Here is a 26,835-nt window from a genome sequence, read left to right as displayed (position 1 = left end):
CGCCATAAAAGAGGCAGTTCAGGTGGGACCACCAAGATCACCGCATCCGGGCACTGCCAAGGCGCGGGCTAGCTTTAATCGAGCCAGCCTTTGAGATTGGTTTCTACAATGGAGGAGAGCGCCTTGATATGGGCGTCATCGTCGTTGAGGCAGGGGATATAGGTGAATTCTTCACCGCCGGCCTCTTCGAAACTTTCGCGGATTTCCTCGTTGATCTCTTCCAGCGTTTCGATGCAATCGGCGGAAAAGGCGGGGGCCATCACCGCGATGCGCTTTTTGCCATCTTCGCGGGCCAAGCGGGCCACTTCGTCTACGGTATAGGGCTTGAGCCATTCTTCGGGGCCAAAGACCGACTGAAACGTTGTGGTGATCTCGGTATTTTCCCAACCCAGCCGCTCTTTGAGCAGGCGGGTCGTTTTCTGGCATTGGCAATGATAGGGGTCGCCCTGCATCAGGTAGCGTTTCGGCATGCCGTGATAGGAGACCACGAGGATCTCTGGCCGCTTTTCAACCTCTGCGTAGGCGCGTTCGACTGATTGCGCGAGCGCCTCGATATAGAGCGGGTTCTGGAAATAGGGTTCGACCACGCGGGCAATGGGCTGCCATGTCTCATCCATCAGGGCGCGAAAGAACTGATCATTCGCGGTGGCCGAGGTGGCACCGGCGTAATGCGGATAGAGCGGAAAGAAGAGAATGCGGGTGCAGCCCGCCTCGACCATCTGGCGCACTTTGGATTTGGTTGAGGGATTGCCATAGCGCATACAGAAATCCACCATGACCTGATCGCCATAGCGCTCCTGCATCGCGGCGGCCATTTTGGTGGTCTGGTCGCGGGTGATGGTCATCAGGGGGCTTTCGCCCTTATCCTCGTTCCAGATGGATTTATAGGCATGCCCGCTGGTAAAGGGCCGCTTGGTCAGGATGATGAGCTGCAAGAGCGGCTGCCATTTCCACGGGCTGTAGTCGATCACCCGGCGGTCCGACAGGAACTCGTTGAGATAGCGGCGCATGGGCCAGTAGGTGTAGTGATCCGGTGTCCCGAGATTGGCCAAGAGCACACCGGTTTTCGCGCGCGGCACCTTGGGGTGATCGGCGGCGGCGTGTTCTGGGCGGGCGGCATCATGGCTGGCATCAAGCATGGCTTGGTCATTCCTGTGTGTTCCGGGACAGGGGTGACATATAGGCTGTGCCTGAAAGGTCAATCTTTCAACGGGGTTTCCACCGCGCCAAGCGCATCGGCAAGGCGCGCGCTGGCTGATCCGGGGCGCAGCGGCTGGGGCTGGCTGGCGTCAGGGGCCCAGCCGGTGAGGAAGATCATCTCGAATGTGGCGGGGATGCGTCCGTCATCCATACCAAAGGCTTGTGAATATATGTCGCAGGCGCGGTAGAGCATGCGGCGCGGGGTTAGTGCGCGATGGCGCGCGCTCATCGCATTGGATTCGCCCATCGCGCGCAGGTCGCGCATCAGCGCCAGAGGATCGGCATAGCTGGTGCGAAGCGGCAAAGTATCGGCCACCGGCAGGGTAAGGCCCGCGCGTTGCATCAGCGCGCCCAGATCGCGGATTTCGGCCATGGGCAGGACGCGGGGCGAGAGGCCGCCGCTGACCTCTGCTTCGGCCTGAGCCAAGGCGCTGCGCAATTCGTGCAGCGTGCCACCGCCAAAGAGCGCGGCGAGCAGCAGGCCATCGGGGCGCAGCGCGCGGCGGGCCTGAATAAGCTGACCCACAGGATCGTTGGCCCAATGCAGGCAGAGGGCGAGGATGACCAGATCATGCGCGCCGGGTTCCAGCATCAGCACCTCATCATCCGCGACGATGCGCGCCTCTGGTAGCCGGGATTTCCAGAAATGCGGAAAACCCGTCACAACGGCGGGTGCGGTAAAGGATTTGTTAACCAAGGTCAGGCGATCCTCGACCTCATCCGCCGCTATCTCGTGCAGAAAGAGCGCCGGTGCGCGCTGGGCGCGCAGGCGGTTGCGAGTGAGGGCGGCGCGATCTGTCAGGAGCGTTTGGGTCATGGGGCAAGGATAGAGTGCTGGCAGCAGCTTTTCAAACGGCGGTTCGCATGGTTTATCCCGCCCGCTGCACGCTTTGCGGCGCGGTGGTGGATAGCGATTTCGGTCTTTGTGGCCCGTGCTGGCGGGATACGCCGTTCATCTCGGGGCTGGTCTGCGAGACCTGCGGCGTGCCTCTGCCCGGTGAGGGGCATGCGGAGGCCGCGCATTGCGATGACTGCCTGCGCATGGCGCGGCCGTGGTCGCAGGGGCGCGCGGCGATTCGCTATCATGAGAATGGGCGCGAACTGATCCTCATGCTCAAGCATGGCGACCGGCACGATGTGGTGCGCCCGGCGGCAAAGTGGATGGCGCGGGCGGCGCAGCCCCTGTTGCGGCCCGATACGCTGATTGCGCCCATTCCGCTTCATTGGGGGCGGATGCTGTCGCGGCGGTTCAACCAATCGGCGCTTTTGGCACAGGGATTGGCGCGCGAGACCGGTTTGCCATGCTGCCCTGACCTGCTGACGCGGTTCAAACGCACGCAGAGCCTGAAGGGGCTGAGTGTCGAGGCGCGACACGCCATGCTGACCGATGCGATTCGAGTAACGGCGCGGCATAGGGGATTGATTGCCGGGCGTTCGGTTCTGATTGTTGACGATGTCATGACCTCGGGGGCGACGCTGTCGGTGGCGACGCAGGCCTGTTTTTCAGCCGGTAGCGGGGAAGTGAGCGTTGTGACACTGGCGCGCGCCGTCAAGGATGCCTAAGTTCGCGCGACAGCGAACCGGGGATCCCAATCATGAAACCAGTCGAAATCTACACCTCACCGCTCTGCGGGTTTTGCCATTCGGCCAAACGCCTGTTGCAGAAGAAAGGCGTTAATTTTTCAGAAATCAACGTGCTGGCACAGCCCGCGCGCAAGTCTGAGATGATGAAGCGCGCCAATGGCCGCCATACAGTGCCGCAGATTTTCATAGGCACCACCCATGTGGGTGGCTGTGATGATCTTTATGCGCTGGAACAGGCGGGCAAGCTTGACGCGCTGTTGCGCGGGTGACGGCGATGCGCGCGGCGCTTTTGCAGCTGAGTAGCAGCGATGACCCCGAGGCCAATCTGGCGGTCACGCTGTCTATGATGGATGCGGCGATTGCGGATGGGGCCAAGTTTATCCTGACGCCTGAGGTTACCAATTGTGTCTCGGGCAGCCGCACGCATCAAAACGCCGTCCTGCACCCCGAAGAGAGCGATCCGACACTGGCGGGCCTGCGCGCGCGCGCGGCAGAGGCCGGTGTCTGGCTTTTGATCGGGTCGCTCGCGCTGAAAACCGATGATCCCGATGGGCGCTTTGCCAACCGGTCGTTTCTGATTGGCCCGGATGGCGAGATTGTCGCGCGCTATGACAAGATTCATATGTTCGATGTGGATGTCACCCCCGAAGAAACCTATCGCGAATCGGATGGGTTTCGCCCCGGTGATCGGGCAGTTCTGGCCGATATGCCACTGGGCAAGCTGGGGATGACGGTGTGTTACGACGTGCGTTTCCCGCATTTGCACCGGCGTCTGGCGCAGGCGGGGGCCACTGTGCTGACCGTTCCGGCGGCGTTTTCGCATGTGACCGGGGCCGCGCATTGGGAGGTGCTGTTGCGCGCCCGTGCCATTGAAACCGGGTGTTTTGTGCTGGCTCCGGCACAGACCGGCATCCATGCCGCGACAACTGGACGCACCCGTCAAACCCATGGGCACAGTATGGTTGTGGCACCATGGGGAGAGGTTCTTGCCGATGGTGGCGTTGAGCCGGGCATCGTGATGGTTGATCTTGACCCCGATGCGGTGGCACAAGCGCGCAGGCGCGTGCCTTCGCTGCGCCATGATAGAGCGTTTGACGGGCCCTGAATGACCGATACGACCAGCAATTCCCTTGCCGTGGCGCTGTTTAGCGAGATCCTTACGAATGAGCAGTTGATCCGCAGCCGTCTGACACGGGTGTTGCCGAAGGGGATGGAAATCTCGCATTTTTCGGTGCTCAACCATCTGGCGCGGATCGGGGATGAGCGGAGCCCGGCACAATTGGCGAAAAGTTTTCACGTCACACGCGGGGCGATGACCAATACCCTGTCCAAGCTGGAGTGGGCGGGATATGTGCATATCCGCCCCGATTGGGATGATGCGCGGCGCAAAATGGTGGCGATCAGCCCCTCAGGCCGTCAGGCGCGCGATGCCGCAATGGCGGCGATCACGCCGATGGTTTCGGACCTGATCCGCGATCTGGGCGAAGACCGCGTGCGCGCCAGCCTTCCGGTTCTGCGGGAATTACGGGCGCGGCTGGAGCCGGGGACGTGAATTCGTCTGCTACCCGCGCGGAACAAGGCGCGTAGCGCCGCCGCGCGGATCGCTGGGCCGTCCCGCGGCCTAGCGATTTCGAGAGGGAGCGCTTCACCGTGAAGTCATACGGACTTGACTGGCATTAAGTGGCATCCATGGCCGTTGCTTCGCTAGTCCCCGGCCCAGCAACCCGCGCCTCAGCGCTTCACGCTTGCCGTCACGTAATTTACGCTCAGGTCCCGGTCTGACAGGCGCCAGCCCCATGTGATCGGGTTAAAGACAAAGCCTTTGCGATCCACAGGTTCGAGCGCGGCGTTGCGCAAGAGATCGTATAGCTCGTCTGGCGTGATGAATTTGGCCCAGTCATGCGTACCTTTGGGCAACCAGCGCATGACATATTCCGCGCCCACAATGGCCATCGCATAGCTTTTTGGGTTGCGGTTGATGGTCGAGCAGATGTGGAGCCCGCCCGGTTTCAAAAGCTGCTGGCAGGCCGTGAGATAGGTCAGCGGATCGGCCACATGCTCGACCACTTCCATGTTGAGCACGACGTCGAACTGTTCGCCTGCTGCGGCCAGATCCTCGGCGGTGGTGTGGCGATAGTCGATGTCGAGCCCGGATTGCGCGGCATGGACCTGGGCCACGGGAATGTTGCGGGGGGCGGCATCGGCCCCGACCACGGTTGCACCCAGACGCGCCATCGGTTCGCTCAAAAGACCGCCACCGCAGCCGATATCAAGCAGGCGCAGCCCGGCAAAGGGGGTCTGATCGCGCAAATCACGGTCGAACTCTGCCGCGATCTGGGTTGTGATGTAATCCAGCCGACAGGGGTTGAGCATGTGCAGGGGCTTGAATTTTCCGTTCGGGTCCCACCATTCAGCGGCCATCGCCTCGAACTTGGCGACCTCGGTGGGATCAATCGTGCTCTGAGCGGCTTGCATTCTGCTCTCCATATGCTCTTTTGGTCTTGCGGCATATATAGGACATTCATGGACAAATTCTCAGGCCAAAAGAGCGCAGTGCAATATCTCCATCCTCCGGTCGAGCCCTTTGACCGGCGTATGCTGGATGTGGGCGATGGGCACAGCGTTTATATGGAGCAATCGGGCCACCCCGATGGCCTGCCGGTGATTGTGCTGCATGGCGGACCGGGGGGTGGATGCAGCCCGGCGATGCGGCGCTATTTTGATCCGGCGGTTTACCGGATCATCCTGTTTGATCAGCGCGGCTGTGGCCGGTCGCGCCCGCATGCCAGTGTCGAGGCGAATACGACATGGCATCTGGTGGCGGATATCGAGTTGATTCGCCGGACCTTGGGCATCGACCGCTGGATCGTGTTCGGCGGCAGTTGGGGGGCGACGCTGGCGCTGATCTATGCGCAGGCGCACCCTGCGCCGGTGCAGCATCTGGTGCTGCGCGGGGTTTTCACCATGACCGAGGCGGAATTGCATTGGTTCTATGGGGGCGGTGCCGGGGCGTTTTGGCCGGAAACATGGGCGCGATTCGTGGAGTTAATCCCCGAAGGTGAGCGCGACGATCTGATTGCCGCCTATCACCGCCGACTTTTCTCGGGCAACCTGAGCGAGGAAGTGACCCATGCCAAGGCATGGTCAGCCTGGGAAAATGCACTGGCCACAGTGCATTCCACCGGGGTGGGTGGTGATAGCCCCGCCGATTACGCCCGCGCCTTTGCCCGGCTTGAGAATCACTATTTCACCCATCGTGGATTTCTGGATCATGATGGGCAGATTCTGGATGACATGCCGCGCATCGCGCATATTCCGGGCACGATCGTGCAGGGGCGCTATGACATGATCTGCCCGCCGGTGACGGCGCATCGGCTGGCCGAGCGGTGGCCGGGTGCCGATCTGCGGATGATCCCCGTGGCGGGGCATGCCCTGTCAGAGCCGGGGATCAGCGCCGACTTGGTGGGCGTCATGCAGAAGCTGGCCCGCGGCGCGCGCTAGGCCGATGGAAACCCTGCCTGATCTTTATGCCCGCCTTGTGGCCGATGGCAAATTGACCCGCGATCCGGCGCAAGAGGCGCTTTTGCCCGAGTTCGAGCGGATTCGTGCAGGCCTCGACGAGGCCCCGCGCAAGGGCTGGTTTCGCCGCGCGCCAGAGCCGCCCAAGGGCCTCTATATCTGGGGCGGGGTCGGGCGCGGAAAATCCATGCTGATGGACCTGTTTGTAAGCACGTTGGCCGTGCCCAGCCGACGGGTGCATTTCCATGCCTTCATGCAGGAAATCCATGCCGGGCTGCATGCCGCACGAGCGCGCAACGAGGCGGATGCGCTGGCCCCGGTGGCGGCGGAGGTGGCCAAATCGGTGCGGCTATTGGCCTTTGATGAGATGCAGATCACAGACATCACGGATGCAATGATCGTGGGGCGGCTATTCGAGGCGCTGTTTGCGGCGGGGGTGGTTGTGGTCACAACCTCGAACCGAGTGCCGGATGACCTGTATAAGAATGGGTTAAACCGGCAGCTGTTTCTGCCTTTCATCGAGCTTTTGAAAGAGCGGATGGTCCTGCATGAAATGGTCAGCCCGACCGATTACCGGCAGGATCGTCTGACGGGCAGCCCGAGCTATTTCACCCCGATCAATGCCGAGAGTCGGGCCGAGATAGAGACGATTTGGCACAGTTTGACCGAGGGTCGCGGCGGGCCGCATACGATTATCGTGAACAAGCGGGCGGTGGAAATACCGGCGTTTCACAATGGCGTGGCGCGGGCCACGTTTTATGATCTTTGCGGCAATCCCCTTGGACCGGCGGATTATCTGGCCTTGGCCGAAGCGGCGCGGGTGCTGATCCTAGAAAACATCCCACAGATGGGGCGCAGCAATTTCAACGAGGCCAAGCGGTTTGTGACGCTCATTGATGCGCTTTATGAGGCGCGCGTGCGGCTGATTTGTTCGGCGGCGGCGGTTCCGGAATACCTCTATATCGAAGGCGAGGGATCGTTCGAGTTTGAGCGCACCGCCAGCCGCATGCGCGAAATGCAATCCGAAGGCTGGGGCAAAGAGGATTAGAGCGCCTTGCGTCTGATCGGGGTCACATCGCCCCGGGGCCCATGTTGTCTCGGCGAGGTCCCGGGTCAGGCCCGGGACGGGTGTGTTTTCCATGGGGCGCAACACGCCCTAGCCCGAAAGGCCTGCCATATCGCAGATGATGCGCCATTCGTCGGCCGTGACGGGCTGCACTGAGAGGCGAGAGTTTTTCACCAGCACCATATCGGCCAGACGCGGATCGGATTTGATCGTGTCGAGCGTGACAGGTGTCTTGGCGGAGGCGACGGCCTTGATATCCACGCATTCCCAGCGTGGATCGTCGGATTTGCTGTCGGGATGTGCGGTGGCGATGACCTCGACGGTGCCAACCACGGCTTTTTCGCTCTGGGAATGGTAGAAAAAGCCACGGTCGCCCACGGCCATCTCGCGCATGAAATTGCGGGCCTGATAGTTGCGCACGCCGTCCCATTCCTCGCCCGCGTCGCCCTTGGCCAGCTGATCCTGCCAGCCCCAGGTTGAGGGTTCGGATTTGAACAGCCAATAGCGCATCAGATGACCTTTTTCCACGGGATCAGCTCGACATTGGCGAAAAGCCCCGCCTTGGCGTAGGGATCAGCGGCGGCCCAATCCTGTGCTGCCTGCATATCGGCCACGTCGAGGATGACAAGTGAGCCGATCATCTGGCCTGCGTCATCGAGCAGCGGACCGGCCTGAGACACGACGCCGGTGTCCTTGAGATAGGCGACATGGGCCTCGCGGGTGTCGAGGCGGGTTTGCAGAGCACCGGGTTTGTCGCGGGCGATCAGGGCAATGAGCATCATTCTTCCTTTAATGGGCGTGACAGCAGCATATCCATCGCCTGCGCCACGTGCAATTCGCCTGTGACAAGCGCGGTGACGGCATGGGTGATGGGCATATCGAGAGAGAGCGCCTGTGCGCGGGCCAAGACGGCGCGGGCGGTGGCGGAACCTTCGACGGTAAGGGAGGGATCAAACCCTGCGCCTTTGCCGATGCTCAGACCGTAGCGGTAGTTGCGCGACTGGTCAGAGGTGCAGGTGAGCGCCAGATCGCCAAAGCCCGAGAGGCCCGCAAGCGTCTGGGGGTGCGCGCCCAGCGCATGGGCAAGACGGTTCATTTCGGCAAAGCCACGGGTCATCAGGGCGGCGCGCGCGCTCTCGCCCAGACCGGCCCCGATGACGGCACCGCAGGCGATGGCGATCACGTTTTTGAGCGCGCCGCCCAGTTCCGCACCCAGCGTATCGGTGCTGCGATAGAGGCGCAGGGTGGGCGTTGTAAGGCAGCGCTGCAGCATTTGGCCGGTGTGGTCGTCGCCGCAGGCGAGCGTCAGCGCCGTTGGCAGGCCAAGGGCGATGTCACGGGCAAAGCTGGGGCCGGTGAGGATTGCAGGGGTTGCCGAAGGACAGGATTGCGCGATGAGGCCGGTGGGGCCGAGGCCCGTGGTCAGGTCCATGCCCTTGCAACAGGCAACCAGCGGGCGGCGGGCGAGGGATGCGGCATGTTCCAAAAGGAAGCCGCCCAGCGTCTGCATCGGCATGGCAAGCAGGCAGGGGATATCGCCCTTGGGCACGGGGCCGGTGGTTAGGGTCACGCTGTCCGGCAGGGAGATGCCGGGCAAGCGGCGCGTATTCTCGCGTGTCTGCTGCATCTCGGCGGCGTGGGCCGGGTCGCGCGCCCAGAGGGTGACGGGGCCGTTTTGCGCCAATGTCACGGCAAGGGCCGTGCCGAATGCGCCCGCGCCACAGATGAGGATCATGCCTTGGCCCCTTTCTTGCCGCTGCCGAGCATGGCAGGGCTGGCGTGATCCAAGGGCCAACGGGGGCGGGCGGCAAGGGTCATGTCATCGCGGTGGCCAAGCGCAAAGAGTTCGGCCCCGGCATAGGCGATCATCGCGGCATTATCAGTGCAGAGCGCAAGCGGGGGCGCGACAAAAGCTGCGCCCATTTCTGCGGCAACAGTCTCTAACCCGGCGCGAATGGCAGTATTTGCGGCGACACCGCCAGCGACGGCGATGACCGGGGTGGCGGGTGCCTCTGCCAGATAGGCGGTCAGGGCGCGGCGGGTTTTTTCAGCCAGAACATCACGCACGGCGGCCTGAAACCCGGCGCAGAGATCGGCGCGGTCCTGCCGTGTCAGCCCGGATTTCGCGGTCACTATTTCATCGCGGGCGCGCAGAAGGGCGGTTTTCAGCCCGGAAAAGGACATATCGCAGCCAGGACGATCCAGCAGGGGCCGGGGAAAGCGAAAGCGGGTGGGATCGCCCTTTAGCGCCTCGCGTTCCACATTGGGGCCGCCGGGCTGTGGTAGGCCCATGAGGCGCGCGGTTTTGTCAAACGCCTCGCCGGGGGCGTCGTCGATGGTGCCGCCTAGCCGGGTGAAATCATCCGCGCCGCGCACGATCAGGAACTGGCAATGCCCGCCCGAGACCAGCAGCATGAGATAGGGGTAAGCCACATCATGGGTGAGGCGCGGGGTCAGGGCATGGCCCGCAAGATGGTTGACGCCAATAAGCGGGAGGCCTGCGCCCGCAGCGATCCCCTTGGCACACATCACCCCAGCGATCACCCCGCCAATGAGCCCCGGACCAGAGGTGACGGCGACGGCCCCCACATCGCGCAGTGTCAGATGCGCTGCGGTCAGCGCTTCGCGCACGCAGATATCCAGCTTTTCCGTATGGGCGCGCGCCGCGATTTCCGGCACGACCCCGCCGAAATCGGCGTGCAGCGCGGTTTGACCATGCACCACCGAGGAGAGGATTTTGGGCCGGCCATCTGCGTCAATGCGCAACACCGCAGCGGCGGTATCATCGCAGCTGCTCTCAAGTCCCAAGAGGATCAAAGGCTCTGTCATCGCGGCCATGCGTTGCGTGAAAGGTCCAAGGCAGGTAACACCGAATGAGACAGGCAACAACTCTGGATGGGCCATGACCGTCACGATCCTGATCACCCGGCCCGAGCCGGAGGCCAGCCGCATGGCCGCAGAGGTGAAAGCGCTCTGCGGTGATGTTGCTGTGGTGGTCTCGCCGGTGATGCAGATCGCTTATGGTGGGGCGCTGCCCGATCTTACCGGGGATGAGACGCTGATTTTCACCTCGCGACACGGGGTGGAGGGATTTTGCCGCCTGAGCGCGCGGCGGGATTCCCCCTGCTATGCGGTGGGCGATGCCACGGCAGAGGCGGCAGAGGCCCAGGGGTTGCGTGCCATTTCCGCCGGGGGTGATGCCGGGGCGTTGTTGGCGCGGATCGCAGAGGATGGCGCATGTGGGCCGTTCCTGCATCTGCGCGGGGCGCATGTAGCGGCGGACGTGGCCGGGGCCTTGCGCGCTGCGGGGCATACGGCGCGCGATGCGGTGGTTTATGATCAGGTTGAGGCAACGCTGAGCGCCGAGGCGCGGGCGCTCTTGCGGGGTGCGGAGCCGGTGATCCTGCCGCTAATGTCCCCCCGCACGGCGCGGATTTTTTTGGCGCAGGCCGAGGGCGTCAGCGCGCCGCTCTTGATCGCGGCCATAAGCCGCAATGCGGCGGATGCGCTGCCAGAGGATGTGGCGGCGTGCGTGCGAATTGCGGAAATGCCGGATTTGCCGGGCGTCTTGGCCGTAGTGCAAGACCTCGTGCAGATGGCCAAGCGGCTTGAGGGTGGAAAACGACCGCAGTAAGGTCAGATTGACAGGGACGTGTGGTGAGATTCGAAAGGATGGCACAAGGTGGCTGACAAGAAGCAAGCTCCGAAGGAACCGGGTGAGGCAGACATCGTGTCGGATGCTGTGGAGCCGGTCGCGGAGACAGCGCCCGAAATGTCAGAGCCAGAGCAGCCCGAGAGCACAGTGCAGGACGCTTCAGATGCGTCAGAGCCGAATATGGATACGCCTGCCACGGAGAGCCAAGAGCCTGAAATCAGTCAAGACGGCGCGCCCGGCGCGATTTATGTCGGGGGCGACACGCCCGAGCCTGAGCCGCTTGCCCAAGACAAACCCGAACCGGTGATCGTGCGCCAAGGCGGGTTCTGGCCGATGTTGCTGGGCGGTGTCGTGGCGGCGGGTGTGGGTGTTGCGGCGGCGCCTTATGTGCTGCCCCCTTCGTGGTTTGCCCCCGAAGAGAGCGGCGTTGAGGCGGCGCTTGCGGAACAGGACGCGCGGCTGACGGCCCTGCGCGCTGATTTGGATGGGGTACAAAGCCCGCCGGATTTGAGCGGCGAGATGCAGGGCCTGAGCGAGACACTGACCGCGCTTACCGGGCAAATCGCCGATCTGGAGGGGCGTATCGCGGCGCTAGAATCCCGTCCGGCGACGCAGGGCGGCGGCGTGCCGGCGGCCGAGATCGAGGATTTGCGCGCATCCCTCGCGGCGCAAGCGGCTGAGGTTGAGGCGCTACGGTCGGCGGCAGATGCGCAGGAGGCGGCGGCACGCGATAGCGCTGTGGCCACGCTGCGCCGCGCCGCGCTGACGCAGGTTTTGACCGCGCTCGACACTGGCAGTGATTTCGCCCCGGCGCTAAGCGATCTGCGGGAGACCGGTGCCGAAGTGCCTGACGTGTTGGCCGATCAGGCGGAAACCGGCGTGCCGACACAGGCCGCTCTGATCGAGAGTTTCCCCGAGGCGGCGCGCGCCGCCCTTGCCGCTGCACGAGCCGAAAGTGGCGATGCTGTGGCCGGCGTGGGCGGCTTTCTCAAGAGTCAGCTTGGTATCCGCTCGCTTAGCCCTCAGGAGGGGGATGATCCCGATGCGGTCCTGTCTCGGGCAGAGGCCGCCTTGGCCGAGGGCCGCCTAAGCGATGCCTTGACCGAGATTGCAACGCTTTCCGAGGCAGCGCGCGCGCCCCTTGATGGGTGGGTCGCCGAGGCCACGCGCCGCCAAGAGGCGCTGGCCGCCGCAGAGGCGCTGGCCGAAACAGTGAATTGAACGAGAAAAGGCGAGCGCCATGCTTTGGTCGATTATCAAGATAGCGGTTTTCATTGCCCTGGTGGCGGGCGTGACGCTGGGCGCGAGTTTCCTGCTCGAACTCGATGGCGGTGTGCGGATTGTCATGGCGGGGGTCGAGATCAACCTGACCCCGATCAAGGCGGTGATTGCGCTGGGCGTGCTGGTGTTCATCATCTGGCTTTTGATGAAGTTGACCGGGCTTTTGGTGGCATCTCTCAAGTTCATCAACGGTGATGAAACCGCGCTGTCGCGCTATTTCGATCGCAGCCGTCAAGACAAGGGCTATCGCGCGCTGTCCGAGGGGATGCTGGCGCTGGCGTCTGGTGAGGGCGAGGCGGCGATGGCACAGGCTGCGAAAGCTGAAAAATACCTGCGCAAACCGGCGCTGACCAATCTCATCACGGCGCAGGCGGCTGAGATGGCAGGCAATCGGCGCAAGGCCGAAGAGGTTTACAAACAGCTTTTGACCAATGAGAAAACCCGCTTTGTTGGCGTGCGTGGAATTCTGCGGCAAAAGCTGGCGGAGGGGGATACCGAAACCGCGCTGAAACTGGCCAAGACAGCCTTTGCCCTTAAACCGCGACATGCCGAGGTTCAGGATACGCTGCTTGATTTGCAGGCCAAAACCTCGGACTGGAAAGGCGCGCGCGAGACGCTGAACGCCAAGCTGAAATACGGCAGCCTGCCGCGCGATGTGCACAAGCGCCGGGATGCGGTGCTTGCGCTGTCAGAGGCGCGTGATGTGCTGGATGAGGGCAAGACCATCGAGGCGCGCGAGGCGGCGATCGAGGCCAATCGCCTGTCGCCCGATCTTATTCCGGCGGCAGTGCTGGCAGCGCGCGGCTACATTGACCAAGGCAATACACGCAATGCGCTGCGCGTGATCAACAAGGCGTGGCTGGTTCGGCCGCATCCCGATCTTGCGGCGGCCTTTGCCGCGATTGAGCCGAATGAGTCGCCACGCCAGCGTTTGAAACGCTTTGCCAAGCTGCTCAAGGTTCATCCTGAGAACCGTGAAACCCGGCTGTTGGAGGCGGAACTGAATCTGGCCGCAGAGGATTTCCCGGCGGCGCGCCGTGCGCTGGGCACGCTGGCCGAGGTCGAGCCGGATGCGCGCGCGCTAACCATCATGGCGGCGATTGAGCGGGGCGAAGGGGCATCCGACGCGGTGGTCAAGGGCTGGCTGGCGCGGGCGCTGTCGGCACCGCGTGGGCCGCAATGGGTCTGCGATAAATGCCAGCATATTCACGCCGAATGGGCACCTGCCTGCGAGAATTGCAATTCCTTCGACACGCTTAGCTGGCGCGCGCCCCCCAATAGTCCGATTGCCACGCCCACGGGGCTTGAGATGCTGCCGCTTATCGTGGGCGCGCTGGACGAGCCCAATTCCGAACCTGTGAAGACAGAGGATGACACCGTTCCCGACGCTGAAATCGTAGAGGAAGAGCACATGGACAGGGCCGAAAAATAAGGCTTCCCTCCAGTGCCTTACGATGCCGTCGTGCTACTCTTGGCGTTGTAGCATGGTTGTTGATCGCGGGTGGTTTTGGCTTGATCTGAGAAGGAGACCCGCACAATGGCCCTGCAGATCAAACGCGCCAAGGTAGGCATTTGCGTTGTCGCGTCGAACGCGATTGGCTGGGCCATGGTATTGATAGGTCTCGGCTCGGCTGCGCAAGCCGAGACTTGGGATGTGGTCTTGCCCATCTTCGAGGAGCGGTGTGTCGCCTGCCACAGTGGCGAATTTGCTCCGCTTGCCCTGCGCCTTGAGACCTACGAGTTCCTGATGAGCGGATCCGAAAACGGCCCTGTGGTCCTTCCAAGTGATGCTGCGGGCAGCCCGCTGATCGCTCGCGTGGAAGGCCGTGCAGAACCCCGGATGCCGCTGGACGGGCCGCCTTTTCTCGACGAGGCGCAAATCGCCCTGCTTCGCGGCTGGGTTGATGCCGGGGCACCTGGCCCCTCGAAACCAACGGAACCGCCGCTCACTACAGAAGACCCGCTGGCGGACGGTATCGTAACCTATCCCGAGGTTCGGCGCATCTTTGGCCAGCGCTGTATCGAGTGCCATTCTGACAACGGGAAATACGAAACCCCGCCCGAAGCGCTCCGGCTTGACACGCTTGCGGATATTCTGCGCGGCGGGGACCGGATTGCCGTTATACCCGGCAATCCGGTTGCCTCAGAACTTATCCGCCGGGTGCGCGGATTGTCTGATCCGCGGATGCCCTTGGATGGGCCGCCGTGGTTGGAAGAGACCGATATCGCCTTGCTTGAGGCGTGGATCGAGGGTGGCGCGCGGGATGCTGAGGGCGCGCCAGCCCCTATGCCGGTGGGCGGGCGCGTGCGGCTGCGCGGCACCCTGAGTGCCCCGAATGCGGTGGACGGCGCAGTATTTGCCACCCATGCCGGAACTGAAATTCGCGACGCGGTGCAGCAAGGAGACCGTGTTGAACTGCGTGCCAGGATTGCAGCCGACGGCACTTTGGTGGCAGAACGCTTGCGGGCGCGTTAGCGCGCAATCTGCCCCAAGGGCTTGGATATTGTGCTCAAAAAACCCGTGCCGGTTCCGACTTTTGGGCAACATGCTCTAGGGCATCGGGACAACGGCGATTTCTTCGGTGCCGGTCAGTGGAAAACGCGCGTAGTCCAGTCCGATATCTACAAGCACTGTATCCCCAAGCGCCTTGAGCAGCCCCGCCCGGGTGACATCGCGCCCAGCCGCCTTTAGCGCCTCTGCGAGAACGGCGCCCGCCTCTTGTGCATGGATCTGGATCGGATGCGTCTGCGCCGTGATGGCATCCGAGACAATGCGTGGGGTTTCGATGGCGACCATGATCGTTTGGTCGGGTGCGGCTGTGGTGCTTCGCGCTGCAAGGCTTTGCCACGTGATCCAGATCCTTGCTGCGCTGTTCTGTGGCAGCGGGGAGGCATCGAGCACGACGATATCCTCGGCCTCTTTTGCATGATCGGTCTGCGCGCGGTCTGGTGCGGCCAGTGATAGCGCCAGTGCAAAGGCGCTGCGTTGCGCCGGGTCTTGCGATACGACCAAGATCGGCCCTTGCCCCTTGATCGCGACTTCCGCTGCGAGCGCTGCGTGCAGCGCATCCCGCGAGGGCGTGATGCCGCGCAGGATGCTGGAATCCTCGTTACCCGAAAGCGCGCCGACAGGTGCCAGAACAGGCAGGCCAAGCTGTGTGAAGGGGTTCACCGCCGCAACTGGCAGGCCGATCACGGCGAGCAGATCGTGCGCCTCGCCGGGCTGTGTTGCATCAACGGGCACCAATTCTATCTGCCGCCCGTAAACGCGGTCGCCGCCCAGTCGCTCTGACAGCGATTTCGCCAGCGCAGCCCTGTAGCCATCGGAAATTTCAGTGGCACCCGGAATGGTGGCAACCCCGATCCGCAGCCTGTCGGATAGCACGCCGCGCCTCTGGATTTCGTGCAGTCGGCCCAGATAGGCACGCAGGGTGTCTGTCTCGGCGCGGTTGAGCGCGTAACGCGGCATGAGGCGGCTGAGCGGCCTGCCGTCGACTGCGATACCTTCTGTTACCGCACGGTGGAACGTATCGGCACCGTATCCCGGCCTGTCAGCGGAGGCCACCGAAAGACGCGACCATTCGATTTGCGGTACGTCGCCCTCGATTCCCCCCTGCCCGTCGCGCCCGTGGCAGGTGTGGCACGGAAAACGGATAAGACTGCGTTCGCCAGCCGGATCGGCGACAGCGGCTTGGCCGGTGAACATCTCGTGCCCGTCTTGCGCCATGCTGGCCGTGCCAAGAAACAGCAGCGCTGCCAGAAAAAGCCCCCTCACCGGATCAGCGATGCGACCAGATCTGCCAATTCTTGCGCCTCGGGTATGGATTGTGACCTGTAAAAGCGTTCCGACTGCAAATCCCCGACAATAAAGACCGGGTCATGAAGGACGATATTGGCGAAATCTGCATCGAACGCTGCCAGAAGGCGCGACACCTCGCCCGGCGTGCCGGTCAGCCATGACCAGCGATCACTTGCGCCAAAGGTGTCTGCCGCCTTGCGCATATGGGCGGGCGTGTCGCGACCCGGATCGATGGTGATTGACAGCAGACGCACCGGCGCATCGGTCGGCAGCATATCGTCCAGTTCGGCCATCACGTCATTGCCGATTGGGCAGATCGACTCGCAGGTTGTGTAGTTGAAGTTGATCACAAGCATCTGCCCATCGGTCAACGGGCCGTGGAACGCCTGCTCTCGGGCATATTGGTCAATCAGCGTCACCTGCGGCATCGCCAGACGTTCACGGGCAAAATCCGCCGTTGCAGGCCCATCGGCCAGAGCGGGGGCAGCGGCCAGAAAAAGCGTAAGAAGCACTGTGCGGATCATGGAGTTTCCTTCTCGGAGCGTGCCTTGAGGATGAGAGCAGAGCGCAGCGCCAAGCCTTGCGGCAAGTCGCGGGGCTGTACCACGAATGGCCCTTCATGCGGCAAGGTCAGGCGCGCCCGCAAGAGACCGGCGGCGTCGGCGGTTGCCGTCGCCTCGACCATCGTGCCCGAGAGCATGCTTGGCACCATCAGGTGCAGGCCGGGCAGGGGTAGCGGGCGGTCGTCGGGGCCCGTCACTTGGAATACGAGGTCAAAGGGTTCCCCGGCGACCGGGACTTGGGCACCCTCGCGCACAAGCCGTACCGGGGTTAGGGCATGCTGTTCGACGAAGCCGCGAACATGAAAGGGCACGCAGGTTGAGAGTTGGCCCGCGAAGGTTGTTAGAATCAGTTCGCGCGCGCCCGCATCAAAGGCCCATACTGTTTCGAAGACGCCGGTTTCCACCTCTTGAAAGCTGCGGTCGATCACCTGAAGCGATTGCGGAATACCACCGCGCAAGCGGATCGAGTCCATCGGCGGCATCTCGACGGTCGAGGCCAACTCGCCTACCAGCCAGCCGGTCTGAAACCGCGGCTCGACCGCGATGACCTGTGGCGAGGGAAAGAGCGGCACCAGCAGCCCATCTGTGCCCTCGGGTCGCTCGGTTTTGGCCCCAAGGTCGATTTTGCGCAGCACGGCCGCCTTGCCCAGTGCGACAGTGGCGAGATCAATCGCACCAAGAAAGCCGCCATCATGGCTGAGGATGAAGGCGGCGTTATCGGTAAAGGTGACTTCGCTGACGCTGGCATCCGCCAGTTCCACGGATTGCACCACGCGGCCAAGTGCAAGGTCGATCAGCGCCACAATGCTATCGCCGGGGGTATAAGCCAGAGCGATACGCGCATCGGGCCCGGTTTCGATTCGGGCGAATGTCTTGCCAAGTGGGATCGTCAGCGGCGCATCGGGGGCATCGGCATAGCGCATCTCGGCCTGCGGGGCGTCGCGCAGAACGGCCAACAGGCCGGTATCGCCGACGATGCTCAGGTCTGCCACGGGGCTGGAAAAGGTGGTGTTCAGGATGTCTCGCCCGGTTGCCCCGTCAAGCAGAAACGCTGCGCCCGCTGGTGTATAGGCGGCGATACTGTCGGTTTCAGGATCGCGCGGACGGGTCAGCGTAACCGCGTCAACACCCAAGCGCCGCGTCTCGCGCAGGGTGCCGTCTGGTGACAGGCGCATCACCTGCCCTGCACGATCCCCAGCCCAGAGATCACCCGTGCGCGCCGTGACCAGCGAGGTAACACCGGGCAGCCCGTCGGCCAGCACATGCCGATCCGGGCCGGTCAGGCTGGCGGCGAGAATGATCCCGTCATCGGGATAGGCCACGTAAGCCCGCATTTGTCGTGCGCTGGTGGCGACAGAGGTGGGTGCGCCATCAAGGCGATGCGCGGCGACCAAGTTCGAGGAATAGAAGTTCAGCTTGGGATCAACCACGCTGAGGCTTGCACCGCTGTTGTAGGTGGCCAGCAGGATTCCGTTCAAGTCTACAGACCCAAGCGGTGTTCGACGGGTCGCGCGGTAGTTTTGTGCAGCCCTTTCGCAGCCGGGATTATCCGCAGCCACGCCGCGCACCCAGCCCAACAAATCCACGCCGCGCGGTGGCAGGCCAGTTACAGGATCCGTAAGTTGGACGCGCAGGCGCACGGGTTTCCTGTCATCTGCGGTGGTGGGCGCGCCGGTGATAGGGTCGTGCAGGGTTAGTGCCGCAGTAAGGCTGGCCTGCGCCCTGCCTTGCCCCGTCGTGGCCAGTACGGCCAGCAGAAGGGCGATCAGCGGCGCGCGCTGCATGATGTCGCCTTGGGGTCGTGGGCCTGCGCCGGTGTCAGCACGTCGAGCAGCCCCCAAACCCCACCTGCACGCAGGTGTAGCGGGCCGTCAAACCACAGGTAGCAGCCCGGCTCGACCACTTTGGTCAGCGACGCCGTGATCGCCTTGCCCGGAGCGAGCAACGCGGCACGGGGGAAACCAAAGCCCGGGAACAGATCGCTGTAATCCTGCGCGATGGTGGCAAAGGCACGCTGGCGCGCGCGGCCGCCCGGATGGACCACGTGCACCACCACCTCTTCGCCCGCCACAGCCCTGAGAACCGGCATCTGTGCCTTGGTCGCGGTTGGGATTTCAGTTGGTGTCAGTTTCCAGAAGGCTGTGCCAAAGTCTTTTTCATTGAGGTTATAGTGGGATTCGACAGGCCCAAGATTGGTATCCCGAAGCCGCACATGGAATGGCTCGCTAAGATAGCTCACGCCCTTGTCGCCCCAATCGTAGCTGTCATCACAGATCGCGCAATCCTTGACCAGCTGCTCATTCGAGCCCCCGAGCGCCCAGATATCGGCGGTGTCACGGTCGCGCTGGTTCAACCCGTCCTGCCAGAACAAGGTGAATTGCCGGATCGGGTGGCTGCCTGCACCATCCGGACCTCGGGCGCGCAGTGTCGCGTGCCACATTGGTGGCCAAGCGCTGCGTGCGCCGGCTGGCGGCACGATCACGTAATTCTCACACAGGAGGCGGATCGTGCGGTTCGGCAGGCGCTCAAGCTCGAGCCAGCGGCGCGCCTGAAGCTCGCCCAGATCATAAAGGCGGAGCTGCGGCGCGATGCTGGTGCCCGGTGCCACGAGCCTGTTTTCACAAGCCTCGAAGCGTATTTTGCGGCCACGGACATCGCCGATAGAGGCGTTTTGTGGCACCACGGTAATGGCCCCGATCAACCCATGCGTCGGATGCCCGATCACATCGCCGAACGATTTGAGCGGCAGTGCGCCATAGGCATAGGGAATGAAATGCGTGACAAGTTGACGCTTGATAATCCCAAGACTGTCCGGGCCGGGCACAAGGCGCTCTCGGTCGATCTCGAACCCGTCGATTATGTCTGCCAAGCGACGGTCAAGGTCAGCTGGTCGCAGATTGGGGATGCGGTTCAACTGCCCGACCGAGTCTCGGAGCAGGGTATCCCCCGGCAGAACCACGCGGGCCTCGCCCGACATTTGCGGGACACGGCCTTCGAGTTGACGCAAGGTTCCCTGCGGGAGACGCCCGATATCGCGGAGTTGCCCGTCGATCGCGGGCACGCGGATTGGGGGGGCAACCTCGGGTGTGGGTTGTTGCGGGACCTCCTCAAGAGTTGTGCGCAGGCGCGAGATGGCCCCGTCGCGCTGGTCACGTAATTGTAGCAACTGATTGCCAAGAAGGGTCGGCGCGCTGCCCGAAGGGGCTGCCAGAGGAAGCGCGGCTATGCCCTCGGGGATCGTGATGCCACGGCCCAGATCACCAAGGAAATCGGCGGTTTGAGGGGCCAATGTTTCGGACAGGCTTGCGACAAGCGGCGTGGGCAGCGTGTAGCGATAATCGGCATAGGCAAGACCAGCGTAGAACTGGAACTGCTCAATCTCGGCAATGCGTGGCCGTTTTAGCCGATCGGTGCGGTCGCGGATCGACAGGGTTGGGTCGCGCTGATCGGCGGGAATACCACTGAGCGCCCAGATCGCATTGTTCCCAAAGGGCCGGCCATAGCTGCTCTGCCGCGTCAGGATCGGCAAGGGCAGCGTCACCGCGAGCCGTGCGGAGGGCACCACGTCTGTGCTGCGGTCGCTGTCGGCGTTCATCTCGTGCGGTGTGTTCTCTTCTTCCGAAGCAGCCTCCCATGGCCGCTCGACGTTGAGCGAGGTAATGCCGGGCATGCGCGCATCGCCTGTTCCGTCCGCAAGACCCGGAATGCGCCCGTCTTGGTAGCGCAGCGCATTGAGCAAGGTCACGAAAACGCAGTCACCGGCGTTCACGTTGATCACCAGCGGCTCTGGCTTGTCATAAAAGCGGCGGACGGCGTCGATCACCCGAGAGAGCGGGATCGCTTCCCAGTTCGTGCGCAGTTCGAGATCAAGGTCGGACACGCTTTGCGGCATATCGGGATTGATCAGAACTCGCGGATCGACAAGCGCAAAGAGCAGACCGTCAGGATCGTTCAAGCTTGTGCTGTAGTTGGTGCCCGCCTGCCCCGGAAACACCGTCTCGGCTTCGATGGCGACGATGGCAGTATAGACGTTGGGGGCGTTGCGCGGGCACTCGGCGACTGGCTGGTAATCGGGCACCTCGGTCTTGCCACGAAAGAACAGCTCAAGCTGGTTCAACTCGGGCCGCAAAATCGGGCTGCGCTCGGGCACCGGAAGCTGAAGCCGTTTGAGCGCCCGATCTTGGCGCAGCTCTGGCAGCGCTCGCAAGGTGCGTTGCGCCTCATCCTGAAACCGCTCTAGCGGAACGATCAGCGGCTCTGGCGTGGCGGCGGTGTCTTGATCCGGTGCGGCATCAAGGGTGCCGAGATTACGCGGCAGCGCCCGCAGTTGCGGATCGGTCGACAGCTCTGGCAAGCGCTTGACCGCTTCGTCGAGTGGAGCCAAGAGGAGGCGCGTGCTGTCACGCAACAGGGCAGGTGGCGGCGGCGCATCGGGATTGTCGCGTACCAGCGGCTCGACCTCGGCGATGAACCGGTCGACCTGTTCCAACAGCGTGACATACGCAAGGTAATTGCGATTGTCCGCCGCAACCCGGATCAGCCCCCAGGCCCCATTCCAAAGCGCATCCTGCGATCCGAAGTGATACGGGGTGTCGGACACGCGCGTGCGAAGCACCAATTGCTCGCGCCGCTCGCGCAGCAAATCCAGCAGCGTTTGCACCGAGGTAATGCGCCCGGGCGCAAAGCGGTTGCGGCTCACCTCTTCGCCCAGACCACTGAAATTGTTGTCATAGAGAAAGGCGGCGCGGAACTCGAAATGCTCTGATATGCCGATTTCCTGTGCGGCGATGCGCCCATCGGCGTTGAAGCATTGCGCAAGCTGCGCCTCGATATCCGCCCAAAACTGCCGTTGCGAGGAACCCGCAGGCCAATGGTTGGCCCCATAGGCAGCCCATTGGCGATATTCGTCGGGTCGACCAGCCCGAGCCATGCGCACGCCGCTGGCTGCGCCCTCATTGGTTTCGCAGGTTCGCACCAAGGTCTCGCGCGGGGTGATCGGCTCGCGTTCCGAGGTTGCGCTTGGGAACATCTGGTCGATATTGCGGGGCAGTGTCATGCCCTCAACCGTAAAGGTGTGCTGCACCTCTTGCGCGCCCTGGATCAATCGGAACTGCAAGGGTTCGTTATCGAGCGCCTGAAAGATCGGAGTTGCCGGGTCTTGGTGCAGCGCGCTCAGCATGACATTCGCCGGATCACCGGGTTCACCTGTCTTTTGGCGACTGATCTCGCAGCGGTCTGTCACGCCGTTGAGCAGGGGGGTCACCCAGTCCTCGACACGCGGTGTAAGTGCACAAGATGATCCCGCACGGGAATCCTCGCCCAATCGCAGGGGAAAGGGCTCTCCGCGATAATTCACCAGATATGGATCGTGGTGGTCGACCGAAATGCTCTCGGGCCGGGCGGGTGGCGAGACGGGGCTGGCCAGCAGCGCCTCTGGACCGGGGGCATGGCCCGCCGCCTTGGCGCGGTAATCGGTCATGTAAAGCTGGAGGAAATCCGGTGCCGAATAGTCTGTGCCGTGATAGTTGACAGTAACCTGATCAAGAAGCGCGGGCGCAAGGCCAGCCTGATGCGCCGGATCACCCGGACGGCCCGCCGCAAGCCAGGCCGGTGGCAGATCGCCCATGGCACCAAACCAGCCGGTTCCATCCTTGGCCAAGGCGGAATCGCAGATATCAGACATGTCCTGAAGCCGCGCATCAACCTGCACCGAGGGCGCGCCGCTGGCCTCGAGCGCGGCGGCGCGGGCACCATGGCGCGCCTCACAGGCGAGGGTCAGCATGCCCTTCATCGCCATCGTGTCACCGCCCTGAAGCGCTTTTTCAACAGCCTCGACGGGCACGTTATTGCGCGGATCGTAGAGCAGCGCGAAATCAGCGATGGATACCGCGAATTCACGGTAGGTCAGCACATCGGTATCGACCGGAAGCAGGTCTACGATCACCTTGCGTGCCCCGACATCCTGCGGCCCTGCTGTAACCAGCTCGCGGTCGACGCGTGGAGCGGTGCAAGAGACCTTGCCCGGATCGCAAATCTGGGCGATCTGCGGCTCAATCACCAGCGCGGTGTAAAACCCGTGTTGCTGGATAGAGGATGGACCGAAATGGTCGTGGCTGAACACCGTGCGAAGGGTGCGATCAGCCTTGCCTATGCCACTGCCGTCATCCGGCGCGCGCGTGTCCGACAGGATCGGATCGGCGAACCACCGTTGCGTCGTGGTCTGAAACAACTCACGATACCCCGACAAGGGCAGTGTCCAGATCTTGTGATCATAGGCCTCGCTTACCTTCCAAAGCCCGGTCTTTGGGTCCTTTGAACATAGGTCGCCCTTGTCGCCGGAATATTCCCGCATCAACAGCTCACCCGGACTACGGCTGAAACTGACATCTGCAATGGACGCGGTGTTTTTGGCCGCACAGATGCGCGCTGCGATTTCGCCCGGCGCAAAAGTACCGTCCTCGTAGTTGAAGCCGTTGCTCGACCCGTCCGAGGCGGTGACGTCAAACTTTACCAGATGGATGTGCTGGCCGATGGTGTCGGTCGGGGTTTTGACCTGAAACTCGTCGAGTTCCAGCTCTTTGGGCAACTCGTTGGTGTGGCGAAATTCGATGCATTCGCCCGAGAGTGCGCGAAAGAAGAATGGCTCTTCACTGGCTGTCACCTTGGGTGAAATGCGACCGCCGCCCTTTTTGTAGCTGTCCGAGCCGGGATAGCCATCCGCCGGATGGGTCAGAACGTTGATCCGCGCCTGCGGGTCATGCCAGCCTGCGCGGTTGGTGATCATATCCACCTGCACCGCCGAGCCCTCGTAGCGGCGGTATCCGATGACCGCTGGATCGGGCGTAAACTCCACAGACTTGAGGCCCTTGAGAAACGGATCACTTTCAAACACATGGGCACCGCGTTCGATCACCCGCGCTGTCGCACCATCCATGTAGTAGAGCGTGGGAGGGCCGTTCGGAAAACGGTCGGTGCGTTCGTGCTCGACCCAATTCGAGACTTCGGCGTCGCCTGCATCTGCGCCGCCAACCAGCGGTTGACCTGCCGAAACGGTCAGGATTGGAAAGCTGGCCCCGCCGGAAACAAAGCTGTAGTTGTCCGCGTCAACCCGCGTGATCTGGCCAAAAGCCGAAGGTGCGCCACACGGATCAGCGAATGGCGCGCCAGGTTTGGCGGGCGCGCCGTTGACGGTAAATCGCTTGGCTCCGCCCTGTGTCGGATATCCGCCATCCGAGGGCTCGAACAGCGAGCTGCTGCCGTCCGGTGCCAGCACCGTAAGCGCCGTGCCATCCGGCAGAACACCGTTGTGGTGAAAAGCCATGGCCGAGCGTTCGATCGGCTCGCCATCGTATTCCAGCAGGTCGATCGTGAGGGCCTTGAGCTTCATGGTCATGTCGCCAAGCGATAGCGCTGTGGCAAGGATCTGCGATTGCAGCGCCTCGCGCTGTCGCAGCGCAGGATCTGCCAACGCCGAGGCAAGATTGCTCGTGCCGGGATCAGCCGCAAGACGGTCTGCCACGCTTTGCGGCACGGTAAAGGGCAAGGCGCGGGTGCTGTCATCGGTGACCACATGGCGCGGCATGCCGCCGTCGAGATAGTCACCCGTCACCATATCGCCATCCAAGGCGCGGGCGATGTCCATCGGTGCCTGTGGTGGGCGGTGGCCCGGTTGGCCTGCGATGTAGAACGGATAGCCTGCGAACGTGGTGATCTCGCTTACTGGATCGGCAGATACGCCGCCCTCTTCGTCAAGTTTCGCCACATCCATGGGATAGCTCGGCAACACTGGCCAGGCCTGTCCCGGCAACGGTACAATCGCTGGCACTGGTGTGCCGACGTTCTGTGGGCCAAGCCCAGCTGACGGCTCTATCCAGCGGCCGGTCGCCTGATCAACCGATCCTGGCCGTTTGCGCGCCTTGATCTTTTCACCCATCTCGGCCAGCGACAGGACCGGTTCCCATTGCCCGTCTGGAAGTTTGCGAGAGCCATCCTCGAGCACGTCATGAACGCGCCAGAGTTCCCACATCCCTTGGGCAAAGTGCGGATAGAGATGGCAATGAAAGATCGAATCCCCCACCGTCCGGTTGCGGTTGCCTGACCCCAGCGTCTCGTACCAACCTTGCTCGCCCTGCGTGCCGCGATGATAAACCTCCATCCCGCCGCCGTAGATGTCGTAGGAAAAGCCCTGCTGCGGTGCGACGGTCTGGCTGTCCAGATACGCGCCACGATTGCCGTCATTGCCCGCAAACCATTGATGCGCGTGAAGATGGAAGACATGCGTCTCCTTTGGTCCGGCATGGAAATTGCGGAAAACCACCGGATCGTTGAGATAGGAATGATGCACGTTTGACGGATCGTCGCTGTAATGCTCGAGAAGAGCGGGATCGCCATTGGCCCAAGAGGTCAAGAAGAACTCCTCATAGAGGCATTCCTGGCAATTGGCGGCGGGGCCGATGCCTTTGCGGTTGGCAAGCAGCATGTCCCCCATCCCGCTGGCCCCGTAATTGATGGCGAACCCGTCGCGGACCCCGGAAAGCTGGCCCGCACCAAAGGCGCCCAGTTCCTCGAAGTTGCGCGGATAAAAGGTTTTCAGCTCGTCATGGAAGAAAACCGAGAATTCTCGGAAGGCGAGCGGGCGGCCCGCTTCGCGATCTTCGCGATACACGATGGCGTTGAGATCGGAATGGACCACCTCGAACACGCCTTTGGCGAAATACGCAGTCGGGTCTTCGTCGCGGAGTGCCTCGTCGGCGCGATCCACACGTGCCAGCATGTTCAACAAAGGCAATGGGCGGCCCGAGATGGGATCGCGCTCCACCACCTCGTAGCGAGATGGATCATCAATATCAGCGGCGCGGATCGCATGGCGCACGGCGTTTTCCGCAGCCCGCCATACTGCCCGGAACGCGCCTTGCGTCACCTGGCTGCGATACCAGCGTGATGCGGATGGTTCGGCCATGACAGCCCCAAAAAGCCCGTGCGTCAAGCTGCCGCCATCGCCCTGTCCGCCCGAAGGCGCGCCGGTGCTTGCCATAAAGAACGGGCCCTCACGCTCGATCATGTAAAAGCAATCGATGGCCGCGCCCGGTTTGATCGCGGCAAGACCCTTGCAGGCATCAGGGGCCTCGATCATCTGGCCGTCCCGTAACCCAAAAGATGTCAGTCCCTGAATGGCCAAATTTGCGCCGCGCGTCATTGGCCAATTGCCATCAGCGCTGGGTCGTGGAGAGCCGTTTGCCGGTCGGCAAGACGCCTCATCATGATCAAGCTGCCCGGAAACGGTCTCTTCTGACACTGCGGCGCGCAGGCCATGCAGCTCTGCGCCATAGGGCATGCCCGGCTCATCTGCACGGGTCTTGCAGAATGTCTCGGAAAATCCCGGTGCCTCTGCGCGCAGCGCATTGCCTAATCTGATATGAAGAATGTCACCGACATTGGCGCGCAGCGTCAATGGTCTGGGTCGCTTGCAATCGCGCAGGCGGACCTTGCCGGGGGCAAGGTCAGTGCCGTGGCTTTCGATGCCGAGGCCCATGTCGCATTGATCGGCTGTCAGCGCCTTGACCGGGGTTGCAGTGCTGACCACGTCCCGCCGGAGCGCATAGATCATCCCGTACGGGTTGAAGCTGCCAAAGCGGTTGTAAACCATCATCTGGTCAAGCGCGACGATATCCGCACAGAGCGTGCGAGCGAATCGAGCAGCGCCTTCCGCTTGATTGACGGTGTCGTGGATATTGCTGCACTCAATAGGTTTTTCTAAATTTCCCTGTTGCGCCAATACTTTACTTGGAAAATTCAGCAGCATCGCAACCGAGAGCGAAATACAAGCGACGCGATTAAAATTACTAAAAATTCGGTCCACCGGAATCTCCTGATAAACTGAAAATATTCTGCAACCTATCACATAAACTTGATTGCAAAAACCCGCATTGCGTGTTTGGACCCGCCCGACTTCAGTTTGGGCAAGCGCTCTTGCGGTAGAGTCTTGAGAATGTTCTGAAATTCCTGCTTATGTCCTGCGCTGACCTGACCGTAGAACCATGGCCCGGAAAGCAATGCCGAGCGGCTTGTTCAAGAGGCGGCTGCTCTCCTCAGAACCTCTGAACTTTGCGGCGGGTGTGGCGTTTTCATTCTCGTTATGACGCCTGAGGGGCTGCAAACAGAATCGGTC

21 protein-coding genes are annotated in these 26,835 nt (G+C 62.5%); 10 read left to right on the top strand and 11 right to left on the bottom strand.

What is annotated here, in order from left to right; all coding sequences use genetic code 11:
* Positions 1 to 74 precede the first annotated feature (74 nt).
* Together hemH and ACLGGT_RS06530 are read right to left on the bottom strand one after the other, a co-directional pair.
* Positions 75 to 1,139 carry a ferrochelatase gene (gene hemH, locus ACLGGT_RS06535; RefSeq protein WP_008282720.1) on the bottom strand — a complete coding sequence of 355 codons (1,065 nt, stop codon included), beginning with the start codon at positions 1,137 to 1,139 and terminating at the stop codon, positions 75 to 77.
* A gap of 59 nt (positions 1,140 to 1,198) precedes the next feature.
* Positions 1,199 to 2,017, bottom strand: coding sequence for a methyltransferase domain-containing protein (locus tag ACLGGT_RS06530; protein ID WP_437195374.1), 819 nt, complete (start codon positions 2,015 to 2,017; stop codon positions 1,199 to 1,201).
* 47 nt (positions 2,018 to 2,064) lie between these two features.
* Between ACLGGT_RS06530 and ACLGGT_RS06525 the strand changes: the two genes are divergently transcribed.
* Genes ACLGGT_RS06525 through ACLGGT_RS06510 form a run of 4 tightly spaced genes read left to right on the top strand, consistent with a single transcriptional unit; the run spans position 2,065 to position 4,336 of the window.
* On the top strand, positions 2,065 to 2,763 hold the full coding sequence (locus ACLGGT_RS06525; RefSeq protein WP_437195373.1) for a ComF family protein: 699 nt from the start codon (positions 2,065 to 2,067) through the stop codon (positions 2,761 to 2,763).
* Between the two features lie 32 nt (positions 2,764 to 2,795).
* Positions 2,796 to 3,053 (top strand): glutaredoxin 3, encoded by a 258-nt coding sequence (gene grxC, locus ACLGGT_RS06520; RefSeq protein ID WP_008282716.1) that lies wholly within the window; start codon positions 2,796 to 2,798, stop codon positions 3,051 to 3,053.
* A gap of 5 nt (positions 3,054 to 3,058) precedes the next feature.
* The gene (locus tag ACLGGT_RS06515; RefSeq protein WP_437195372.1) at positions 3,059 to 3,889 is read left to right on the top strand and encodes a carbon-nitrogen hydrolase family protein; all 831 of its coding nucleotides are present in this window, start codon (positions 3,059 to 3,061) and stop codon (positions 3,887 to 3,889) included.
* The gene (locus tag ACLGGT_RS06510; RefSeq protein WP_008282714.1) at positions 3,890 to 4,336 is read left to right on the top strand and encodes a MarR family winged helix-turn-helix transcriptional regulator; all 447 of its coding nucleotides are present in this window, start codon (positions 3,890 to 3,892) and stop codon (positions 4,334 to 4,336) included.
* Positions 4,337 to 4,515: 179 nt separating this feature from the next.
* Here the strand turns inward: ACLGGT_RS06510 and ubiG are convergent, their stop codons facing one another.
* A complete protein-coding gene (ubiG, locus tag ACLGGT_RS06505; RefSeq protein ID WP_037298647.1) occupies positions 4,516 to 5,259 on the bottom strand; it encodes a bifunctional 2-polyprenyl-6-hydroxyphenol methylase/3-demethylubiquinol 3-O-methyltransferase UbiG in 744 nt (247 codons plus the stop codon).
* Positions 5,260 to 5,307: 48 nt separating this feature from the next.
* On the opposite strand from ubiG, the gene pip reads away from it, so the two are divergent.
* Together pip and zapE are read left to right on the top strand one after the other, a co-directional pair.
* On the top strand, positions 5,308 to 6,285 hold the full coding sequence (gene pip / locus ACLGGT_RS06500; RefSeq protein ID WP_437195371.1) for a prolyl aminopeptidase: 978 nt from the start codon (positions 5,308 to 5,310) through the stop codon (positions 6,283 to 6,285).
* Between the two features lie 4 nt (positions 6,286 to 6,289).
* Positions 6,290 to 7,351: a cell division protein ZapE gene (gene zapE, locus ACLGGT_RS06495; RefSeq protein ID WP_081507267.1), complete on the top strand. Its 1,062-nt coding sequence runs from the start codon at positions 6,290 to 6,292 to the stop codon at positions 7,349 to 7,351.
* Positions 7,352 to 7,459: 108 nt separating this feature from the next.
* Here the strand turns inward: zapE and ACLGGT_RS06490 are convergent, their stop codons facing one another.
* The 4 genes from ACLGGT_RS06490 to tsaD are packed head-to-tail and all read right to left on the bottom strand — an operon-like array spanning position 7,460 to position 10,198.
* Positions 7,460 to 7,879: an EVE domain-containing protein gene (locus tag ACLGGT_RS06490; RefSeq protein WP_081507268.1), complete on the bottom strand. Its 420-nt coding sequence runs from the start codon at positions 7,877 to 7,879 to the stop codon at positions 7,460 to 7,462.
* Entirely contained in the window at positions 7,879 to 8,148 is a 270-nt protein-coding gene (locus tag ACLGGT_RS06485) for a YciI family protein (RefSeq protein ID WP_037298645.1), read from the bottom strand. The genes ACLGGT_RS06490 and ACLGGT_RS06485 overlap by 1 nt, the downstream gene beginning before the upstream one ends.
* Positions 8,148 to 9,104 carry an NAD(P)H-dependent glycerol-3-phosphate dehydrogenase gene (locus ACLGGT_RS06480; RefSeq protein ID WP_437195369.1) on the bottom strand — a complete coding sequence of 319 codons (957 nt, stop codon included), beginning with the start codon at positions 9,102 to 9,104 and terminating at the stop codon, positions 8,148 to 8,150. The genes ACLGGT_RS06485 and ACLGGT_RS06480 overlap by 1 nt, the downstream gene beginning before the upstream one ends.
* Positions 9,101 to 10,198 (bottom strand): tRNA (adenosine(37)-N6)-threonylcarbamoyltransferase complex transferase subunit TsaD, encoded by a 1,098-nt coding sequence (tsaD, locus tag ACLGGT_RS06475; protein WP_437197399.1) that lies wholly within the window; start codon positions 10,196 to 10,198, stop codon positions 9,101 to 9,103. The genes ACLGGT_RS06480 and tsaD overlap by 4 nt, the downstream gene beginning before the upstream one ends.
* 73 nt (positions 10,199 to 10,271) lie before the next feature.
* On the opposite strand from tsaD, the gene ACLGGT_RS06470 reads away from it, so the two are divergent.
* The 4 genes from ACLGGT_RS06470 (at position 10,272) to ACLGGT_RS06455 (ending at position 14,781) form a co-directional block, all read left to right on the top strand.
* Complete coding sequence (locus ACLGGT_RS06470) at positions 10,272 to 11,003, top strand: uroporphyrinogen-III synthase (RefSeq protein ID WP_008282706.1); 732 nt, start codon at positions 10,272 to 10,274, stop codon at positions 11,001 to 11,003.
* A 48-nt stretch (positions 11,004 to 11,051) separates the two neighbouring features.
* Entirely contained in the window at positions 11,052 to 12,245 is a 1,194-nt protein-coding gene (locus ACLGGT_RS06465; protein WP_437195368.1) for a COG4223 family protein, read from the top strand.
* 19 nt (positions 12,246 to 12,264) lie between these two features.
* Entirely contained in the window at positions 12,265 to 13,737 is a 1,473-nt protein-coding gene (locus ACLGGT_RS06460; protein WP_437195367.1) for a heme biosynthesis protein HemY, read from the top strand.
* 105 nt (positions 13,738 to 13,842) lie between these two features.
* Positions 13,843 to 14,781 (top strand): c-type cytochrome domain-containing protein, encoded by a 939-nt coding sequence (locus ACLGGT_RS06455; RefSeq protein ID WP_437195366.1) that lies wholly within the window; start codon positions 13,843 to 13,845, stop codon positions 14,779 to 14,781.
* Between the two features lie 75 nt (positions 14,782 to 14,856).
* Here ACLGGT_RS06455 and ACLGGT_RS06450 read toward each other — a convergent pair whose 3' ends face one another.
* From ACLGGT_RS06450 to ACLGGT_RS06435, 4 genes are read right to left on the bottom strand one after another with little or no spacing between them, the layout of a single operon-like run.
* The gene (locus tag ACLGGT_RS06450) at positions 14,857 to 16,080 is read right to left on the bottom strand and encodes a hypothetical protein (protein WP_437195365.1); all 1,224 of its coding nucleotides are present in this window, start codon (positions 16,078 to 16,080) and stop codon (positions 14,857 to 14,859) included.
* Positions 16,077 to 16,628, bottom strand: a complete 552-nt coding sequence (locus tag ACLGGT_RS06445; protein ID WP_437195364.1) for an SCO family protein — start codon at positions 16,626 to 16,628, stop codon at positions 16,077 to 16,079. The genes ACLGGT_RS06450 and ACLGGT_RS06445 overlap by 4 nt, the downstream gene beginning before the upstream one ends.
* Positions 16,625 to 18,451: a hypothetical protein gene (locus tag ACLGGT_RS06440; RefSeq protein WP_437195363.1), complete on the bottom strand. Its 1,827-nt coding sequence runs from the start codon at positions 18,449 to 18,451 to the stop codon at positions 16,625 to 16,627. Before ACLGGT_RS06440 ends, ACLGGT_RS06445 begins: the two co-directional genes overlap by 4 nt.
* Positions 18,433 to 26,526: a hypothetical protein gene (locus tag ACLGGT_RS06435; protein ID WP_437195362.1), complete on the bottom strand. Its 8,094-nt coding sequence runs from the start codon at positions 26,524 to 26,526 to the stop codon at positions 18,433 to 18,435. Before ACLGGT_RS06435 ends, ACLGGT_RS06440 begins: the two co-directional genes overlap by 19 nt.
* Positions 26,527 to 26,835: the final 309 nt, after the last annotated feature.

It is taken from the genome of Roseovarius sp. MS2 (assembly GCF_051447875.1).
Lineage (GTDB): Bacteria > Pseudomonadota > Alphaproteobacteria > Rhodobacterales > Rhodobacteraceae > Roseovarius > Roseovarius mucosus_A.
This window is presented reverse-complemented; position numbering and strand designations above follow the sequence as displayed.

Excerpts from the sequence above, each read along its gene's own strand:
- ACLGGT_RS06440 (WP_437195363.1), bottom strand. The coding sequence starts at position 18,451 with ATGCAGCGCGCGCCGCTGATCGCCCTTCTGCTGGCCGTACTGGCCACG.
- ACLGGT_RS06460 (WP_437195367.1), top strand. The coding sequence starts at position 12,265 with ATGCTTTGGTCGATTATCAAGATAGCGGTTTTCATTGCCCTGGTGGCG.
- ubiG (WP_037298647.1), bottom strand. The coding sequence starts at position 5,259 with ATGCAAGCCGCTCAGAGCACGATTGATCCCACCGAGGTCGCCAAGTTC.
- ACLGGT_RS06525 (WP_437195373.1), top strand. The coding sequence starts at position 2,065 with ATGGTTTATCCCGCCCGCTGCACGCTTTGCGGCGCGGTGGTGGATAGC.
- ACLGGT_RS06480 (WP_437195369.1), bottom strand. The coding sequence starts at position 9,104 with ATGATCCTCATCTGTGGCGCGGGCGCATTCGGCACGGCCCTTGCCGTG.
- tsaD (WP_437197399.1), bottom strand. The coding sequence starts at position 10,198 with ATGACAGAGCCTTTGATCCTCTTGGGACTTGAGAGCAGCTGCGATGAT.
- ACLGGT_RS06445 (WP_437195364.1), bottom strand. The coding sequence starts at position 16,628 with ATGATCCGCACAGTGCTTCTTACGCTTTTTCTGGCCGCTGCCCCCGCT.
- ACLGGT_RS06510 (WP_008282714.1), top strand. The coding sequence starts at position 3,890 with ATGACCGATACGACCAGCAATTCCCTTGCCGTGGCGCTGTTTAGCGAG.
- pip (WP_437195371.1), top strand. The coding sequence starts at position 5,308 with ATGGACAAATTCTCAGGCCAAAAGAGCGCAGTGCAATATCTCCATCCT.
- ACLGGT_RS06530 (WP_437195374.1), bottom strand. The coding sequence starts at position 2,017 with ATGACCCAAACGCTCCTGACAGATCGCGCCGCCCTCACTCGCAACCGC.
- hemH (WP_008282720.1), bottom strand. The coding sequence starts at position 1,139 with ATGCTTGATGCCAGCCATGATGCCGCCCGCCCAGAACACGCCGCCGCC.
- grxC (WP_008282716.1), top strand. The coding sequence starts at position 2,796 with ATGAAACCAGTCGAAATCTACACCTCACCGCTCTGCGGGTTTTGCCAT.
- zapE (WP_081507267.1), top strand. The coding sequence starts at position 6,290 with ATGGAAACCCTGCCTGATCTTTATGCCCGCCTTGTGGCCGATGGCAAA.
- ACLGGT_RS06490 (WP_081507268.1), bottom strand. The coding sequence starts at position 7,879 with ATGCGCTATTGGCTGTTCAAATCCGAACCCTCAACCTGGGGCTGGCAG.
- ACLGGT_RS06455 (WP_437195366.1), top strand. The coding sequence starts at position 13,843 with ATGGCCCTGCAGATCAAACGCGCCAAGGTAGGCATTTGCGTTGTCGCG.
- ACLGGT_RS06515 (WP_437195372.1), top strand. The coding sequence starts at position 3,059 with ATGCGCGCGGCGCTTTTGCAGCTGAGTAGCAGCGATGACCCCGAGGCC.
- ACLGGT_RS06470 (WP_008282706.1), top strand. The coding sequence starts at position 10,272 with ATGACCGTCACGATCCTGATCACCCGGCCCGAGCCGGAGGCCAGCCGC.
- ACLGGT_RS06485 (WP_037298645.1), bottom strand. The coding sequence starts at position 8,148 with ATGCTCATTGCCCTGATCGCCCGCGACAAACCCGGTGCTCTGCAAACC.